Source organism: Billgrantia desiderata (assembly GCF_900108215.1).
GTDB lineage: Bacteria > Pseudomonadota > Gammaproteobacteria > Pseudomonadales > Halomonadaceae > Halomonas > Halomonas desiderata.
The window spans coordinates 250,891-268,146 of the sequence record NZ_FNVC01000002.1 but is presented as its reverse complement, the minus strand read 5'-3'; the positions used below and the strand labels follow the sequence as shown (position 1 = coordinate 268,146).

Annotated in this window: 17 protein-coding genes; 8 read left to right on the top strand and 9 right to left on the bottom strand. The window is 65.7% G+C overall.

The window, feature by feature from the left end:
- Window positions 1-222: 222 nt before the first annotated feature.
- Window positions 223-1,113, top strand: a complete 891-nt coding sequence (locus tag C4S71_RS03595; RefSeq protein ID WP_103968231.1) for a LysR family transcriptional regulator — start codon at window positions 223-225, stop codon at window positions 1,111-1,113.
- A 90-nt stretch (window positions 1,114-1,203) separates the two neighbouring features.
- Window positions 1,204-2,508 carry a hypothetical protein gene (locus C4S71_RS03590; RefSeq protein WP_103968230.1) on the top strand — a complete coding sequence of 435 codons (1,305 nt, stop codon included), beginning with the start codon at window positions 1,204-1,206 and terminating at the stop codon, window positions 2,506-2,508.
- A gap of 109 nt (window positions 2,509-2,617) precedes the next feature.
- Here C4S71_RS03590 and C4S71_RS03585 read toward each other — a convergent pair whose 3' ends face one another.
- Complete coding sequence (locus C4S71_RS03585; protein ID WP_086508751.1) at window positions 2,618-3,133, bottom strand: zinc ribbon-containing protein; 516 nt, start codon at window positions 3,131-3,133, stop codon at window positions 2,618-2,620.
- Between the two features lie 206 nt (window positions 3,134-3,339).
- On the opposite strand from C4S71_RS03585, the gene leuS reads away from it, so the two are divergent.
- The 6 genes from leuS to C4S71_RS03555 all read left to right on the top strand — a co-directional run bounded on the left by leuS (window position 3,340) and on the right by C4S71_RS03555 (window position 9,560).
- On the top strand, window positions 3,340-5,922 hold the full coding sequence (gene leuS / locus C4S71_RS03580) for a leucine--tRNA ligase (protein ID WP_103968229.1): 2,583 nt from the start codon (window positions 3,340-3,342) through the stop codon (window positions 5,920-5,922).
- Window positions 5,923-5,944: 22 nt separating this feature from the next.
- Entirely contained in the window at window positions 5,945-6,436 is a 492-nt protein-coding gene (locus C4S71_RS03575; protein ID WP_103968228.1) for an LPS-assembly lipoprotein LptE, read from the top strand.
- 15 nt (window positions 6,437-6,451) lie between these two features.
- Complete coding sequence (holA, locus tag C4S71_RS03570; protein WP_086508748.1) at window positions 6,452-7,510, top strand: DNA polymerase III subunit delta; 1,059 nt, start codon at window positions 6,452-6,454, stop codon at window positions 7,508-7,510.
- Between the two features lie 225 nt (window positions 7,511-7,735).
- Complete coding sequence (locus C4S71_RS03565; RefSeq protein WP_010629045.1) at window positions 7,736-8,128, top strand: PA2779 family protein; 393 nt, start codon at window positions 7,736-7,738, stop codon at window positions 8,126-8,128.
- 14 nt (window positions 8,129-8,142) lie between these two features.
- On the top strand, window positions 8,143-9,099 hold the full coding sequence (locus C4S71_RS03560; protein WP_103968227.1) for a PA2778 family cysteine peptidase: 957 nt from the start codon (window positions 8,143-8,145) through the stop codon (window positions 9,097-9,099).
- Window positions 9,100-9,134: 35 nt separating this feature from the next.
- Entirely contained in the window at window positions 9,135-9,560 is a 426-nt protein-coding gene (locus tag C4S71_RS03555; protein WP_103968226.1) for a DUF488 domain-containing protein, read from the top strand.
- A gap of 120 nt (window positions 9,561-9,680) precedes the next feature.
- Here the strand turns inward: C4S71_RS03555 and C4S71_RS03550 are convergent, their stop codons facing one another.
- The 8 genes from C4S71_RS03550 to C4S71_RS03515 form a co-directional block, all read right to left on the bottom strand.
- A complete protein-coding gene (locus C4S71_RS03550; protein WP_200825221.1) occupies window positions 9,681-10,523 on the bottom strand; it encodes an aldolase/citrate lyase family protein in 843 nt (280 codons plus the stop codon).
- A complete protein-coding gene (locus tag C4S71_RS03545) occupies window positions 10,520-11,155 on the bottom strand; it encodes a sugar transferase (RefSeq protein ID WP_103968225.1) in 636 nt (211 codons plus the stop codon). The genes C4S71_RS03550 and C4S71_RS03545 overlap by 4 nt, the downstream gene beginning before the upstream one ends.
- A gap of 102 nt (window positions 11,156-11,257) precedes the next feature.
- Entirely contained in the window at window positions 11,258-12,373 is a 1,116-nt protein-coding gene (locus C4S71_RS03540) for a hypothetical protein (RefSeq protein ID WP_103968224.1), read from the bottom strand.
- Complete coding sequence (locus C4S71_RS03535; protein ID WP_103968223.1) at window positions 12,370-13,542, bottom strand: glycosyltransferase family 4 protein; 1,173 nt, start codon at window positions 13,540-13,542, stop codon at window positions 12,370-12,372. The genes C4S71_RS03540 and C4S71_RS03535 overlap by 4 nt, the downstream gene beginning before the upstream one ends.
- Window positions 13,543-13,544: 2 nt before the next feature.
- On the bottom strand, window positions 13,545-14,507 hold the full coding sequence (locus C4S71_RS03530) for a D-2-hydroxyacid dehydrogenase (protein WP_103968222.1): 963 nt from the start codon (window positions 14,505-14,507) through the stop codon (window positions 13,545-13,547).
- A 51-nt stretch (window positions 14,508-14,558) separates the two neighbouring features.
- Window positions 14,559-15,326, bottom strand: coding sequence for a hypothetical protein (locus C4S71_RS03525; RefSeq protein ID WP_103968221.1), 768 nt, complete (start codon window positions 15,324-15,326; stop codon window positions 14,559-14,561).
- Window positions 15,323-16,027: a hypothetical protein gene (locus C4S71_RS03520; protein ID WP_103968220.1), complete on the bottom strand. Its 705-nt coding sequence runs from the start codon at window positions 16,025-16,027 to the stop codon at window positions 15,323-15,325. The genes C4S71_RS03525 and C4S71_RS03520 overlap by 4 nt, the downstream gene beginning before the upstream one ends.
- A complete protein-coding gene (locus C4S71_RS03515; protein WP_103968219.1) occupies window positions 16,024-17,253 on the bottom strand; it encodes a CDP-glycerol glycerophosphotransferase family protein in 1,230 nt (409 codons plus the stop codon). Before C4S71_RS03515 ends, C4S71_RS03520 begins: the two co-directional genes overlap by 4 nt.
- Between the last annotated feature and the right edge of the window lie 3 nt (window positions 17,254-17,256).

The following is a 17,256-nucleotide window of genomic DNA, read 5'->3' as shown; positions in this document are numbered from 1 at the left end:
AGGTCGGAGAGGAGGTCATTTGCCATGGATGGCAAATGTAGCGTCCAGGGATGGATTCACAGCGCCTCCTCGAAGACCTTGTCGCCGGCAAAGCCCCGACATGCCAAGGCTACTCCTTTCCTGCATCGCCATGGCCGAGTGATTGCAGTCTTGCGCGGCTCGCCCATAAAATCAATTCATGTTATTTATTCATTGGATTCCATAAAGGAATACAAACGAGAGATGGACACCCAGAGCCTGCAAGCCTTTCTCGCCGTGGCCGACAGTGGCAGCTTCTCCCGCGCCGCGGAGCAGCTGCACCTGACCCAGCCGGCGGTTTCCAAGCGCATCGCCACCCTGGAAGACCAGATCGGCGCGCGGCTGTTCGACCGCATCGGCCGCCGCGTCACCCTTACCGAAGCCGGTCGGGTGCTGCTGCCCCGCGCCCGGCAAATCCTCGTCATGGTGGACGACAGCCGGCGCGCGCTGACCAATCTCGAAGGCCAGGTGGCCGGCAGCCTGACGCTTGCCACCAGTCACCATATCGGCCTGCACCGCCTGCCGCCGCTGCTCAAGGCCTACACCCAGGCCCACCCCGAGGTACGCATGGACCTGCGCTTCCTCGACTCGGAGCTGGCCTATCAAGGGGTGCTGGACGGTGAGCTGGAGCTCGCCGTGGTGACCCTGGCGCCGCATCCCGACCCGCAGCTCGACGTGGTACCGGTATGGCAGGATCGCATGTGTTTCGTCTGTGCCCACGACCATCCGCTGGCCGGGCATGGGCGGCTTACGCTGCATGAGCTGTGCACCTTCGATGCCGTGCTCCCCGGTCCGCTGACCTTTACCCGTACGCTGATCGAGTCGCGCTTCGCCGCTGCCGGTCTCACCCTGCCCGTGGCGCTGGCCACCAACTATCTCGAAACGCTCAAGATGATGGCCGCCATCGGCTTGGGCTGGAGCCTGCTGCCGGAGCGAATGGTGGCGGGAGAGCTGCACGAGCTGGACGTGGAGCACCCACCCATCCATCGCTCGCTGGGCTACCTGGTGCACCGCAGCCGCACGCTCTCCAACGCCGCACGGGCGATGCTCTCCCTGCTGGAGGAGGCGCGTGACACGGCGAGTCGCGGGGGATAGGAAGATATTGTTAGACTGCTCACAAATCAGACACACCGTCCCGACTCGCCGGAGCCCTGAGCCATCGTGTCCCCACCCGACTCGTCACCGATGCCCTTGCGCCATGCCCTGGCAGGCGTGCTGATCCTGCTCGGGCTGGTGCAGCAGATACTTGCCTTCAGCGGAATCGTGCTGCTGCCGCATGGGGTCGGCTATGCCCTGTGGCTGGCCACGCTGCTGCTATGGCGCGACATTCCCCGGCGTACCCGCTGGCAGGCCGGGGCGCTGGCCGTCATCGGGTTGGGTTTGCTGGTCGTCTCACGCTGGCACTACGGCGCGCCGGTCGCCTGGCCGACGGTCACCAGCGGCAATACCTATGTAGTGGCAATGTTGGTCGGCGTCAGCTTCATCGGCCTGATCGGCAACCGCAGCGGCTCGTCGCGCCCCCTGGGCCGGCCGGTCACCGGCCGCCGAGGCACTGCCGGCACCTGGCTCGGCGTACACCTGCTCGGCACCATCCTCAATTTGTCGACGGTGTTCATGATCGGCGACCGCCTGGCCCGCCGCGCTCCGCTGACCACGCCCCAACTGCTGGCGCTCAATCGCGGCCTCTCCAGCGCCGCGCTGTGGTCGCCCTTCTTCGCCTCCATGGGCGTGGTGATGACGCTGGCACCAGGCATGGAGTATTCGCGCGTCCTGGCCATCGGGCTGCCCCTGGCGCTTGTCAGCGGGGCGCTGACCACGTTCGAGCTGTCGCGCCGCTTCGATCTCGCCGAGGTAGCGGGCTTCTCGCTCTCCCCACGCAGCCTGCTGATGCCGGTGGCCATGGCCGCCCTGGTGATGCTGTTCCATTTCCAGCTGACGCCTGAGCTCGGCATCGTCAGCATCATCACCTTCCTGCTGCCGGCGGTGGCGCTGGCCAGCAACCTGCCCGCCGGGCCGCGCTGGACCTGGCACCGGGTGCGCCAGCACACCCTCACACGGCTGCCGGCGATGCGCGGCGAGATCGCCCTGTTTCTCTCGGCGGGTTTGCTGACGCTGGGTCTCTCCACCCTGGTGGCCGCCGCTACCGGCAGCGAGTGGCGGCTGTTCGCCCATTTTGGCGCGCTCCAGGCCGTGATCAGCTTTCTGGCCATCGTCCTCAGCGCCGTGGCCGGCCTGCACCCGATCATCGGCGTCTCGGTGCTGGCCTCGATGCTGGATCTGCGCGGCAGCGAACCTACCCTGTTCGCCTTCACGGCGCTGGCCTCCTGGGCCGTGGGCACCTCGGTGGGGCCGTTGTCGGGCATCAACCTGTCGCTACAGGGCCGTTACGGCACCAGCGGCTACCGCATGATGCGCCTCAACCTGGGCTATGCCCTGGTGCTCAGCGCGCTGGTGGTGGGGGCCATCATGCTGCTCGACGCCTGGCTGTGACAGGCCTGGCCGAACGGCAGCGAGGAAGCGCGGACCGGCAGCTGCCGGCCCGCAGCGTCGGACGGGCTATGTCGGACGGACTATGTCGGACAAGACATGTCAGACGGGGCTATTGCGACACCCGGTAGAAGTAGCGATGGCCGCACTGGTGACAGGGCTCGATACGGGTCACGCCTTCGAGGTCGACCACCGCGTCGCAGTGCACGCAGGCCATGCGCCCGGGGGCTGCCACCTCGCCCTCGCAGTAGTCGGCCCGGGCGGCCTCCAGGTCCTCCTTGAGCCGCTCGTTGTCGACGATGCTGCGATCGGCAATGGAGAACAGCGAGTCCACCACCTTGCGCGAGAGCTGGTCGAGATCGATACCCAGCCAGGCGGCCACGCCACGCCCGCCAGCCCGCAGGTAGCGGCGCATGTCGATCAGGTCGCGCTCGACCCAGGCGCGCAGCAGGGCCAGCTCGTCCTTGGTGAACTCCTCGAGTTCGGCCTCGAACTCGACGGCCTCGTCCAGCTCTTGCTGCAGGTTCTCCCAGGTCAGGTCGTCGGCGCCCTCACGCAGCCGTGCCAGCATACGCTCGTAGCCTTCGCGCAGCCGATGTTCGCGATGGGAGTCGGGACGTTCGCTCATGGTCATCTCCTCGAACCGGTTTCGGCATGGGCCGGGCATGGCCGGGCATGCCCTACTGGGGTATCCTTGGTTACCATTTAGACGCCATCCCGCCGTCAGTTCAACGTTTTATCGTACGGCTGCCGATCGGGAATGACGCCGGACAATTTCTGCGCACCCGCACGGCACGGCCGTGCCCGTACACTCTAAGGTCATTGCGAAAGCCGATGGACGCACAGTACAAGCCCTTCGAAATCGAACGCGACGCCCAGCAGTTCTGGGACCGGAACCAGTGCTTCAAGGCGGTGGAAGACGCCAACCGCGAGAAGTTCTATTGCCTGTCGATGTTCCCCTACCCCAGCGGCAAGCTGCACATGGGGCACGTGCGCAACTACACCATCGGCGACGTGGTCTCGCGCTTCCAGCGCATGCAGGGCAAGAACGTGATGCAGCCCATGGGCTGGGACGCCTTCGGCATGCCGGCCGAGAACGCGGCGATCCAGAACCGGGTGCCGCCGGCCAAGTGGACCTACGACAACATCGATTACATGCGCAACCAGCTCAAGGCGCTGGGTTTCGCCTACGACTGGAGCCGCGAGTTCGCCACCTGCGACACCAGCTACTACCGCTGGGAGCAGTGGTTCTTCGCCAAGCTGGTGGAGAAGGGGCTGGTCTACAAGAAGATGTCCACCGTCAACTGGGATCCGGTGGACCAGACCGTGCTGGCCAACGAGCAGGTCATCGAGGGGCGCGGCTGGCGCTCGGGTGCGCTGGTGGAGCGCAAGGAGATCCCGCTGTGGTTCCTGCGCATCACCGACTATGCCGACGAACTGCTCGCCGATCTCGACAAGATCGAGTGGCCGGAGCAGGTCAAGACCATGCAGCGCAACTGGATCGGCAAGTCGCGCGGGGTGGAGCTCACGTTCGACATCAAGACGGTGGACGGTGGCGCCGCCGAGCCGCTGTCGGTCTATACCACCCGCCCCGATACGCTGCTGGGCGTGACCTACGTGGCGGTGGCGGCCGGCCATCCGCTGGCCAAGGCCGCGGCGGAAGGCAACGCCGAACTGGCCGCTTTCTGCGAGGAGTGCGCGCGCGGCGGCACCTCCGAGGCGGAGCTGGCCACCAAGGAGAAGCGCGGCATGCCTACCGGGCATGTGGCAGTGCACCCGCTGACCGGCCGCGAGGTGCCGGTGTACGTGGCCAACTTCGTACTGATGGAGTTCGGTACCGGCGCGGTGATGGCCGTTCCCGGCCATGACCAGCGCGACTGGGAATTTGCCACCAAGTACGGCCTGCCCATCGAGGCGGTCATTGCCGACGAGAGCGGCCAGGCGCCGGATCTTTCGCAAGGCGCCTACGTGGAGTATGGCCGGCTGATCAACTCCGGCGAGTTCGACGGCCTCGACTTCGATGCCGCCTTCGAGACCATCGCCGGCAGGCTCGCCGAACTGGGTCGCGGCGAGGTGAAGACCAACTACCGCCTGCGCGACTGGGGCGTGGCCCGTCAGCGCTACTGGGGCGCGCCGATTCCGGTCAAGTACGGCCCCGAAGGCCAGACCGTGCCGCTCTCCGACGAGGAGCTGCCCGTCGCCCTGCCGATGGAAGTGACCGTCGATGCCTCCGGCTCTCCGCTCAAGAAGATGCCCGAGTTCTATGAGCTGGGCGACGGCTGGGTGCGCGAGACCGACACCTTCGACACCTTCATGGAGTCTTCCTGGTACTTCGCTCGCTTCTGCTGTGCCGACAACCAGGAGGCGATGCTCGACGAGCGTGCCGACTACTGGCTGCCGGTGGATCTCTACATCGGCGGTATCGAGCACGCCATCCTGCACCTGCTCTACGCGCGCTTCTTCACCAAGCTGATGCGCGACCTGGGCCTGGTCAAGGTCGACGAGCCGTTCCAGCGTCTGCTCACCCAGGGCATGGTGATCGCCGAGACCTTCTACCGCACGACGCCGAACGGCGGCAAGGAGTGGTTCAACCCCGCCGACGTGGAGGTCAAGCGCGACGACAAGGGCCGTCCGGTCAGCGCGGTGCTGATCAAGGACGGAGAGCCGGTGGAGATGGGCGGCATCGAGAAGATGTCCAAGTCGAAGAACAACGGCGTCGACCCGCAGTCGATGATCGACCGCTTCGGCGCCGACACCGTGCGTCTGTTCATGATGTTCGCCGCGCCGCCCGAGCAGTCGCTGGAGTGGTCCGACTCCGGGGTCGAGGGCGCCAGCCGCTTCCTCAAGCGCCTGTGGCGCCTGGTCGCCGAGCACCTCGAGGCCGGCCAGCCGGGCAAGCTGGACAGCGCTGCGCTCAACGACGACCAGCGTGAACTGCGGCGCAAGACTCACGAGACGATCAAGAAGGCCAGCGACGACATCGGCCGCCGCACCACCTTCAACACCGCCATCGCGGCGGTGATGGAGCTGACCAACGCGCTCTCCAGGTTCGAGGATGCTTCGCCGCAGGGTCTGGCAGTGGCCCGCGAGGCCGTGGAAGCCTGCGTGCTGCTGCTCGCTCCGATCACGCCCCACGCCTGTCATGCGCTGTGGCGCGAGCTGGGCCACACGGAACCCGCCATCGACGCCGCCTGGCCGCAGTTGGATGAGTCGGCCCTCGAGCGTGACACCATCGAGCTGGTGGTGCAGGTCAACGGCAAGCTGCGCGCCCGTATCGAAGTGGCCGCCGACGCGCCCAAGGAGGCCATCGAGACCGACGCCTTCGCCGCCGAGAACGTGCAGCGCCATATCGAGGGCAAGACGGTGCGTAAGGTGATCGTGGTACCGGGCAAGCTGGTCAACATCGTGGTGAGCTGACACGGATCGAATGGGAGCCCCCATGCAGCGACGCGGATTTCTCAACCTTGCCATGGCCGCCGGTGCGGCAATGGCACTGACCGGCTGCGGCTTTCGTCTGCGCGGCTTCGATACGCCGGAGCTGGCCGTCGACGAGCTTGCCATCGCCGGCAGCGACAGCGAACTGGCCCGGCTCACGGCAGAACGCCTCTCCTCGCTCGGCACGCGTGTACACGCCAACGCCCCGCTGGTACTCAACCTGGGCCCCGAGAACTTCGGCGAGCGCCAGCTGAGCGTGCTGGACAGCGGCCCCCAGGAGCGGGAAATGACGCTGTCGGTGCCTTTTTCCGTGCAGCGGCGCAGTGACGGTGCCTATCGCCTTCCCCAGCAGCGCCTCGAGGTAGCAACGCGCTTCACCGTCAGCGACGACAACCTGCTGGCCCAGGACGATATACGCGAGGAGGCGCGTCAGGAGCTTCGTCACGAAGCACTGCGCCGCCTGTTCGATCGCCTGCGCGCGCTGGAAACCCGCTGACATGGCGGCACGCACATGAAGGTCTTTGCCGACAAGCTGCCCGAAGCGCTGAGCAAGAAGCTGCCTCCGGTGGTCATCGTCGCCGGCGAGGAGCCGCTGCAACACATGGAAGCCTGCGATGCCGTGCGCAGCGCAGCGCGTGAGCGCGGCATCGAAGAGCGCGAGGTGCTGCACGTCGAGGGCAACTTCGCCTGGGGCCGGCTGCACGAAGCGGCTGCCAGCCTGTCGCTGTTCGCCTCGAGCAAGCTGATCGAGCTGCGCCTGGGCAACCAGAGCCTCGGCCAGGAAGGCAGCAAGGCGCTGAAGGAGTACGCCGAGGCGCCGGGCACCGGCGACAACGTGCTGCTCGTCAGCATGGGCAAGCTCGACTTCCGCCAGCAGAAGAGCGCCTGGTTCACGGCACTCGACAAGCTGGGGCTGTTCGTGCCGGTGTGGCCGGTGGATGCCGCCCGCCTCGGTTTCTGGCTGCGCGATCGCGCCGAGCGTCATGGTCTTACGCTCGACCTGGATGCCGCGCGCCTGCTCGGCGAGCGCACCGAAGGCAACCTGCTGGCGGCGGATCAGGAGCTGCAGAAGCTCGCTCTGCTGCTACCGCCCGGCACCCGTGTCGGTCCCCCTCAGATCGCCGGAGGCGTGGAGGACAGCGCCCGCTACGATGTCTTCACCCTGGCCGACGCCTGCCTCAAGGGCGAGCGCGAGCGCGTCTCGCGTATCGTCCGCGGCCTGCGCGGCGAGGGGGTCGAGGCGCCCATCGTGCTGTGGGCCCTGACCCGCGAGCTGCGCACCCTGCTCTCGCTGCACCAGCACCTCGATCAGGGGCAGAGCTTCGAGCATGCCTGCAAGGCGCAGAAGCCGGCCATCTTCGACAAACGCCGCCCCGCCTATCAACAGGCCATTTCGCGTCTGCCCAGAAAGCGCCTGCACAAGCTGCTGCTCTTCGCCCAGCGCCTCGATCTCTCGATCAAGGGCGCCGCCCAGCTGCCGCTGTGGGAAAGTCTCCACGACCTGGCGTTGACCCTGGCCGGCGGCCGCGGCCTGCTGGCCGAAATGCCTTCCTCCTATCGGGTGGGCTGAAGCAAGCGTTGGCCATCGATTCCACGATGAATGGAATTATGGGAGTCTCATGCCCCGCTGCGACCACATTTCTTCCGGCAGTCGTGAAATGAAATGCAAGGGCATGAAATACCATGCGCTTTTTGCTTATACTTATTAAGCATCGCTGGAGCACTACAACACGACTGCGCCCGTTGAGCGTGGATCATTCAAGAGCCGGAAGCCCAAGAAGAAGGAACACTGAACATGAAAACACTCCGCCGCTTTCTTAGCCCGCTGTTGATTCTGGCCCTGGTGCTCGGCAGCGTCTCCGTCTCGGCCGCCCCGCTGCCTACCAGCGAACTCATCTCGACCCAGGCTGCACTTTCGGCCGAACGCGCCGATGCCGACCGCGAGCGCATCAATGAGATCCTGTCCCGCGCCGAGGTGCAGGAGCAGCTCATCGCCCAAGGGGTGGATCTGGCCGAAGTCGACGCCCGTGTGGCGGCGCTCTCCGACGAAGAAGCGCACCAAATGGCCGAACAGCTCGAGCAGCTGCCGGCAGGCGCCGGTGTCGTGGGTGCCCTCCTGGTCGTCTTCATCGTGCTGCTGGTGACCGATATCCTGGGTCTGACCAACGTCTTCCCCTTCACCCGCTGAGGACGAACGTCATCATGCAAGGCCGTATCGATCGGCCCCTCCGGAACGCCCGCCTTGCGGGCGTTCTGCTGTTGGGGCTACTGCTGTTGACCGGCTGCGCCACCACGCCGCGCCTGGCCGAGAGCACTGCCCAGGCCCTGCCTCGCCAGGCCTGGGTGGAGGACGTGCCCTTCCACGCCCAGCGCGAGTACCAGTGCGGCCCCGCCGCGCTGGCCATGACGCTCAATCACGCTGGCGTGGATGTGCCCATGGAGACGCTCATCCCGCAGGTGTTCATCCCCGGTCGTGAAGGCAGCGTACAGCCCGAGATGCTGGCCACCGTCAGGCGTCATGGACGCATTCCCTTCGTGCTCAACGACTCGTTCGATGCCCTGCTGACCGAGATCGCCACCGGCCATCCCGTGGTCGTGCTGCAGAACCTCTCGCTTCCTGCCTGGCCGATGTGGCATTACGCCGTGGCCATCGGCTACGATCTGGATGCCAGGGAGCTGATGCTGCACAGTGGCGAAGAGGCAAAGCGTATCGAGTCGTTTCGCCGCTTCGATGCCACCTGGGCACGCAGCGATCGCTGGGCTTTCGTGGCCCTGCGCCCCGGCGAATTGCCAAGCGGTATCGGCGAACAGCGTGCCCTGCAGGCCATTGCGGCATTCGAGCAGGTTCAGGGGGCCGAAGCCACGCTGCCCGCCTGGGTAGCCTTCGTCGAGCGCTTCCCTCACTCTGGCATGGGATACTTCGCTCTGGGCAACGCCCGTCATGCCACAGGGGATCTCGAAGGGGCCAGCGAAGCCTTTCGCTCCGCGGTGGCGCAGCGCGACGACCTGGGGGTGGCGTGGCTCAATCTGGGCCTGACACTTCAGGCCCAGGGCAACATCGGCGAGGCTCGCCAGGCACTGGAGCGCGCCGTTGCCTTGCCCGGTCATTGGCAGGCCCATGCCACGGCGGCCCTGGAACGGTTGTCGTCTGGAGACTAGGTGAGACAGACACCCACAGCACAAAGGGAGACGGTGTGAGCTACGAGATCGTACTCAAGCGAATCTACAGTCCGAGCGAACCCAGCGACGGTGCCCGGGTCCTGGTCGACCGCCTCTGGCCTCGCGGCAAGCGTCGCGAGAGCCTCAACCTGACGGACTGGTATCGCGATGCCTCGCCGTCGACGCTGTTGCGGCGTCAGCTGCATGAGGGGGAGATCACCCCGGCCGTCTTCACGGTCCGCTATCGCGGCGAACTGCGAGACCACCCCGAATGCCTCGTCCCGCTCATGCGCTATGCGCGTCAGGGAAAATTGACGCTGCTTTCGGCGGCGCGCAACCTGGAGGACTCCTATCTTCCGCAACTGCAGCAAGCCGTGCTAGAAGCACTACAGCATGAGGACATCGAGGATCTCGAACTCACCTCACCGCCCTGCTATCGCCCCCAGCTGGGGGAAGAGTGACGGCCCGTCCCCTGAAAACGAAAGCGCCTGACGGTCCAGCCGTCAGGCGCTTTTGCACAACCCTCTCGAACCCGCCTACCTGCGATATGCCATCATGGCCTGGGATTCACGACATGGACTTCAGGCCACCCTGGGCTGCTGATATTGTCCGTTGACCGCCGCTGCGCGCAGCGCCAGGCTGGCCTGATTGGCAGCCAGTACGTTGGGCGCGGTCATGGCGAGCTGTCGATAGCAGCGCTGCATGACGTTGAGTTCGTTCGCCAGGTCCAGGCGCGCCAGCAGTGCGGGCAGCGATTCCGCCCCGCCGTGGAAGGCTCGGGACAGTATGACCCACTCCGACCCGAGGCGAACGTGCTCGCTGAGAATCCACTCGGCGGGCACGACCCCCTGACCGATGCAGCCGACCCCACCTATGCCGAACGGAATGCCTGCCTCGCGGCAGAACGAGGTCGGACCGTCGAGCATCCGACCGCCCAGCACCTCGAAAAGAAAGTCGAGCCGCATGTCGAGGCATAGATCATTGAGCCCGAAGTGCACCCGATCTTCGACCTCGAGCAGAGGCAGGATCAGCGGTAGGCGCGCCAGGCTTGCCGACGTTTCCACCAACAGCGTGACCGGCACGCGCCCCGCCACGGCACGCTTGAACTCGGCCACCTCGGCGACGTGCCTGAACATGGGCAGCATCAGCCGCTGAGCCCCGGCATCGATGGCGGCATCGACCTCGGCCGAGGTGCCCTCCCAGGGGGGATTGATCCTCACCATCAGTTCGGCCTCGGTGAGCACTGCCGCGATACGGGCGACATCGGCATAGGTATGCGCACTCTTGTGCGTGTCCAGATGTCCCTGTCGCTCCGCCTTGCCGCGCGTCTCCATGTCGATGAACAGTGTATCGACGCCGCTCTCTTGCGCATATCGAGCGATATCCGGCACTACGGTGATCAGCATGGTGTGCAAGCGTTTCACTTCGATTCCTCCACGTCGTGCCGGCACCGCCCGTTGCGGTATTGACGCCAGTTCTGCTCGGTGCCGCCGTAGATGTCCTTGAAGGTCAGCACGACATGGACCGTGGCCAGCATGAGGCGCAGATCCAGTCCGATGCTGACACGCTCGGCATAGTGGCAGTCGAGCTCCAGCTGCTGTAGCCAACCGAGACTGCGCCGTCCGCGCACCTGCGCCAGGCCCGTCAATCCGGGTCTTACCGAGAACCGGTTCAAGTATCGCGCCGGCACGGCCTCGACCTGCTCGATCAAAACGGGGCGGGGGCCCACCAGGCTCATGTCACCCTTGAGCACGTTCAGCAGCTGAGGCAGCTCATCGAGGCTGGTGGCGCGCAGTACACGGCCGATACGCGTGATGCGCGCGTGCTCCGAATCGATGACCCCCTCGACCAGCGGGTCGATCTCGTCGGCGCGACGGTGGTGCATGGTGCGGAACTTGTAGATATCGAAAGGCACCAGGTGGCGGCCTACCCGACGCTGCACGAAGAGCGCCCCACCGGGGGAGTCCCAGCGGATCAGCAGTGCGATCAGCAGCATCGGCATCGACAGCACCAGCAGCGCCAGCGCGGAGAGGACGACATCGAGAATGCGTTTCATGGTAGCCACGGCCTCGTATCTGGGAAGTCGGCCAGCCGCAAGGGCTTGCAGCAGCGCGCATGGCGCAGGCCGCAGATCGGCAAACAGGGTTTGGGTGATGCCTCAGGGCAGCGTCGAAGCCGCTCTCAGCGAGAGGTCCATGCCGGCACTTTCACCGGCTGCCAGGCGCCCGGCGAGGGCGGTGTCGTCGATGTACCAACGGTGAGCGGCCAGGTAGTAGCGCTTGAGGATCTCTTCCCGGCCGACCTCCGCCGCGAACGTGATGGCCCCCCCGAAGAGAGAGGCCGTCAGACGGGAGAGCCGACGATCGCCTGTCACGATGACGGCCTGTCCGTAGATGCCTGCCACAGCGAGTCGGCCCAGCCTCCTCCCCACTGCTGTTCCCGCATCGATCCTCTGAGTCGCTACGCCGATGCCGAACAGCACCTGCTCGATGCGATGGGCCAGCCCCCCCGCCTCGGAGCCGGCCAGGTAAAACATGACGGGCGCCACGGGGCGCTTCAGCGGTACGCGGAACCGTCGCCCCAGCACCAACCGTCGGCGTCGACGCAGCGCAAGAGAGATACCGCCCTGGTGGAGTGAGGCGCGAAGCGCCGCCAGCAGAAACGTTGCACGCTGCAGTTGGGAGATGCGCCGCCCCGAAAGGATGGCCGGCAGGCTGTGCTGCAAGGCACTGCCGAGACTTTCGCCGAGATCGCCAAGCCAGCAGCGGCGCTGCTGCTCGGGCGCCTGGTGCCACTGCAGGGTGGCTTCGGCCAGCCGGCTCGGGTCCACTCGTTTTCCTCTCAGCAGCTTGCGCAACAGCAGGTCGGAAACTGCCGCCACCCCGGCGAGCATCGGGCCATGCGTGCCCGAGCGGGTGGCGACCAGGGCCTCACGGCAGGTCAGCGCCCCGCCTACCTTGAGGTCACCGTAGGTGATGTCGATGAGCTGATGGTCGAATCGCTCGGGCATGACCAGTACGAGATGTCGCAGCCAGCGCGGATCCGATTCCAGTGACACCGTTGCCGCGGCCAGAGGAGACAGGGCATGGAGGAAGCGTGAAATGTCTGCACTGTGAACCCAGAGGTCCAGGTCCTTGACCGTATCACTGGCCAGCCAGGCGGCCAGCCCACCTCTGCCCCCGCGCAAGGCCCAGCGAATCCCCGTGGGTACGGTGCGTTGCAGATACTCGAGCAGTGCCAGCTTGCCCCTTCCGGGCGCATCGGTACGGTTCATGCCAGGTCTCCCAGTGGCTGGCCCATGTTGGCGATCGGCATTTCCTCGAGCATTTGCCGATTGACGAAATCGGTAGTGAAACGCTCGAGCACCATTGCCCTGCCCGCCCTGCCCATTCGCCCGATGAGGCCCGGGTCGCTGACGAATGCCTGCATGCGCCGCGCCAGGTCAGCGGCATCTCCGGGTCGGATCAGCCAGCCGTTGACCCCGTCGATGACGGTTTCCCGACAGCCAGGCGAATCGCAGGTGATCACCGCCCTGCCCGTGCTCATGGCTTCCAGCAGGCTGCGCGGAATGCCCTCCCGATAGTAGGAAGGCAGAACCATCACCGATGCCGCCTGGAGATGGCTGCGGACATCGCGCACCTTGCCGGGCAGCGTGACGACGCCTTCCTTGCGCCAGGCCGCCACTTCCGCCGCCCCGACCCCGTTGACCGTGCTTTCGTCGGTATCGCCCAAGGCGACGAACTCCGCACCGGTGGTCTGCCCGGCCAGCTGCCTCGCCGCAGCGACGAACTCGCGAATGCCCTTTTCCTGCAGGAAGCGCCCCATGAACAGAAAACGGACCGGCCTCACGGGCGGCTCGCTGAAGGGATACTCGTCCGGATCGACCCCGGAGCCATTGACCACGACGCTGCGGGCAAAGCGGCGAAAGAGGGCAAGCTGCTGCAGCTCGTTGCGATCATCGGGGTTCTGGAAGAAGAACGTCCGGCTCAGTCCGCCCGACACGGCATAGCAGCCGTCGACCACTCGACGGATCCAGCGCGTGCGGCGGTCATGGCGCCCATAGAGATAGCCGAGCCCGGTCGCCAGGCAGTAGGTTTCCGCAACGCCCGCCAGCCTGGCGGCCGGAATACCGAGGACGATCGGCTTGACGGAGTAGGCAAAGACGGCACGCGGCGCGATCTGGCGAATCAGGCGACGCAGCGCCAGGAACCGGGAGAGCTCCCCGCCCACGCCCATGCTGTGCCGCTCGAGCGGGTAGTGCCACGTAACGACTCCCAGCGCATGGACCTCCCGCAGAAACTCCTCGTCCGGCACCAGCGCCCCGACGCTGAGCCCGCGCGCCTGCAAGGCGCGGATGAAAGCCCCTCGGTTGACGGCCAGCGATCGGGTGTTCGCCGCAATGAACAGGACGTCCGTACCATTGGCACCGCTCTCTTTGCGCATGCTCAATACCCCCGCTGCGGTAGCACCTCGGTGCGCATCGGCGCCCCGGCGAGATAGGCCGCCATGTTGTCCCTGAGCACCGCCAGTCCCAGCTGATGCCCTGCGGCAAAGCGTCCCGCCACATGAGGGGTGACCAACAGATTCGGCGTCGCCCACAGGGGCGATACGCTCGGAAGAGGCTCCTCGCGGAACGCATCGAGTGCCGCTCCCGCCAGCTTGCCGGCGCACAGCGCCGCGCGCAGGGCGCTCTCGTCCACGAGTTCGCCCCTGGCCACGTTGACGAAGACGGCGCCATCCCGCATCGCCCCTATCGCGTCTCGACCGAAGACACCGCGGGTCACATCGGTCAGCGGCAGGGCACAGAAGACGTAATCGAAGTCACCGATCACCTCAGGCAGGGACGACAAGGCATGCACTCGCTGAAAAGGCGCCCGCGGCGAGGTGTCCCGGGCAATCGCCTCGACCGAGACACCGAGCCCGGCCAGCGCGACGCCGACGGGAAGGCCGATTCCACCCGCCCCGCATACCAGCAGCCGCTTGCCTGCGAGCTGGCCGAGCACCGGTCTCTCCCAGCGCTTCTCCCGCTGGTTGTCGACGAAAAGCGCCAGGCGCTTCTCGAAATGCAGCAGTACGGCCAGCAGATACTCGACCATGGCCTGGGCGTGAATGCCGCGCACGTTGGTGATGCGAAAAGCCACGGGGCCGGGCCCGATGGCGTCGAGCAGGCGATCCACCCCCGCACTCATGATCTGCACCCAGCGCAGCGACTCTGGCGGGGCGGCCAAGCCGGCACACAGCGCCTCGCTCTCGTGCCCCACCAGGACCTCCGGCGCTACATCGTGCAAGCAGCCCGCGCTGCTGCAGTCGAGCAGCGTCAGCTCGGGAACCAGCTCGACCAGAGCCGAATGCACCTTGCGCTCCCAGTCGCCATAACCCGGGGAAGGGAAGCAGAGGCCCACGCGCATGACACACCTCGCGTCAGTGGAGAGAACGCAATGCGAGCCCGTCGCCTCGCATCACGGGGCTTGGCTGAAGCCGTGAGCGGCCCTCGGCGCCATGGCCTGCGTCGAGCCCGCCAGCCCCAGGGCACGCGCCAGGGCGCTCAGGCTACGGTGGCCAGGCTCCGCCACGGTGTTGTCGAAGGTGACCACCCTCACGCGGCCTGACGCCTCCAGGGCGGCGATGACGGCGAGCACCTCCTCGGCGATCACGACCGAGTCGTTCCGAGCGTCTCGGCTCCTGTCGATCACGCTCTGACCGCCCACCCTGTCGTGCTGCCGGCGCTGGATCACCTCGCGCTCGGCCACCACGTGCAAGACGACGATCGGGCACGGCGGCAGCAGTGCCAGCGTCAGCGAAACCCACTGCTGCATGGGAAAAGCGGGACCAGCATCCGGCCTGGCGCGATAGCGCAGCGACCAGACCGCCTGAAAGATGCCCTGACAGAGCAGAATCGGCCTGCCCTGTCGGTGCAGGCGTTGCACCATGGAGAGCAACTGCAGCCAGTTCAGCAAGGCACGGCCGGCCGCCGGCGCGCTCGACCATGGCGTGCACCGCACGAGAGCGCAGAAGCGTCCCCAATGCGCTCCCAGCAGCGGCACAGCGCCGACGACGAGCCGCAGCTTCGTTGCCATGCGCGACAGTCGCCGGGCGCGGGATATCGAGAAGAGTTCGCTCTGGACACCGGCATCGCGCAGCTCCGCAAGTCCCAGCAAGCGCTCGGTCACGTAGCTCTTGCCCACGGCGGGGCAGCCGAACGCCTCGACATAAGGCGCCGTATTCATCGCCCCGGCTCCAGGTTGCGCTCGAGTAGCGCAAGAACCTCGGCCAGGGTTCCCGAGTTGTCGATGCGCTCGAACCGCTGCGCTATCGGTCGGTAGGCGAGATTCTCCCGATAGCGCCGCTTGATGTCCTCGGCACTCTCCTTGCCGGCCTTCACCCGCTCGGCGTTGCGCTGGATGGCAGTCGACTCGTCCACGACGAGAAAGAAGGCAATGTCGGCCGGCTCGATGCGCCGATAGAGGGCAAGCTCCCAGCGGGCCAGCAGGCGCAGAATGGCGCCGTTAAGGCCCGGCTGGTCGCGGGCGATCTTCGGCCCGTCCATCTTGCCGTGTTCGAGCGTCGGCCAACGATCCGCCACCACCGTGACGCCGGCGAGAGCAAGCCGGCGAGCACGACGGGACAGCCGCCAGCGCAGCAGCGCAAGCACAAGCCCGGGGAGCGCATCGCGAATGATGCGTGTCCTGGGCCTCGATTGGCTGCGCCCCATGCCGTCTTCGGGCGACGCCCTGCGCAGCCCGAGGCGCAGCCTTTCCAGCCAGGCGGCTTGCGGTTTGCCACCGCTGACCCGTGCCACTCGCTGCGTCGTCTCGAGACGGGCCGCCAGGCTTGCCACCACCGTCGACTTGCCTGCGCCATCGATGCCGGCGATCACCACGATGCGCCCCGTCCGGGACATGGTGTGATGAAGCACGCCGATGCTCATGCGACCTCCTCGATGCCGACCGACCGTCGCGTCCTTCCCCTTATCGTCCGTACGATGGCGGCACACGCCGCCATCGCATCACCGCCGCAGTGCATCTCCTTGAACGCCAGGGTTCGACTCAGGGCTTCCTGCTGCAGCGCCGGATCGAGCACCTCTTGCAGGCACTCGACCTTCAGGGCGGGCTCCGACTCGCCGTAGGCCTCATACAGCCCCGTATCGCTGGTGATGTAGTCGTCCAGGTCTGGCGCATAGAGAAAGGCGGGACGCGCGAGGATGCAGTAGTCGTAGATCACACTGGAGTAGTCCGTCACGAGGACATCGACATCCTGCAGAGCAGAGTTGATGTCATTGAGCCGCTGACAGTCGACCTCCAGAAAGCCCAGTTCCGACAGCTGACGGCTGACGTCTTCATTCATTGCCAGCGACAAGGAGGGATGGGGTCTGAGCACGACGACGTACTTGTCTGCATTGGCATAGCGAACGAACGCTACGAAATCCTCATCGATACTCAGTCGGAAAGTACTATCGGCTCGTCGCGTGGGCGCATAGAGAATGATCTTTTCATAAGCGCCGACAGGAGCGCTCTTCAGTTCATTCTCGACGATACGCCACAGCACGCCACTATTGTCCGTTATACCTTTCCAGCGCGGATAGCCTGAATTGACGACGGCGATATCGCTGCCGCGATACGCGCTCTCGAAACGGGCCTTCGAGACCTCGGAGGAGACGAAGGCCGCAATCGGTGCCTTTCGCTGCGGCGTAAAGGCCCTGACCCTTTCGTAAATCCTTCTCGACCTGCGCTCCGGGTGAACCGAAAGGTTATCCCGCCCCATGCGTTTCATCGGCGTGCCGTGGGTAATCTTGAACAGCTTGCTGCGGTATGAGGCGAAGGGGTTGATATCGTCTGCCGAATGACTGACCACGGCAACTCCGGCACGCAGGGAATAATAGATTCCCAATGGCGACAGCCAGTGGTGAGCCTGGCAACCTTGCGCCTTGAGTGCTGTCACTATCTCGGGCGATTTCGATATCCAGACTGGCGTAATGGAACTGTCGGTCGCACCCACCGCCTCGTAAAGATATCGCGGATTGTCAGAATACTGCCTTCCATTCCAGGCACCGAAAACCCATATGGAATCATTTTTCTTGACGAGAAAGGAGAGAGCGATCAACGGCAAGCACACGACTGCTGCCAAGCCTCTCTTCATCAATGGAAGCGTCGCCATGCG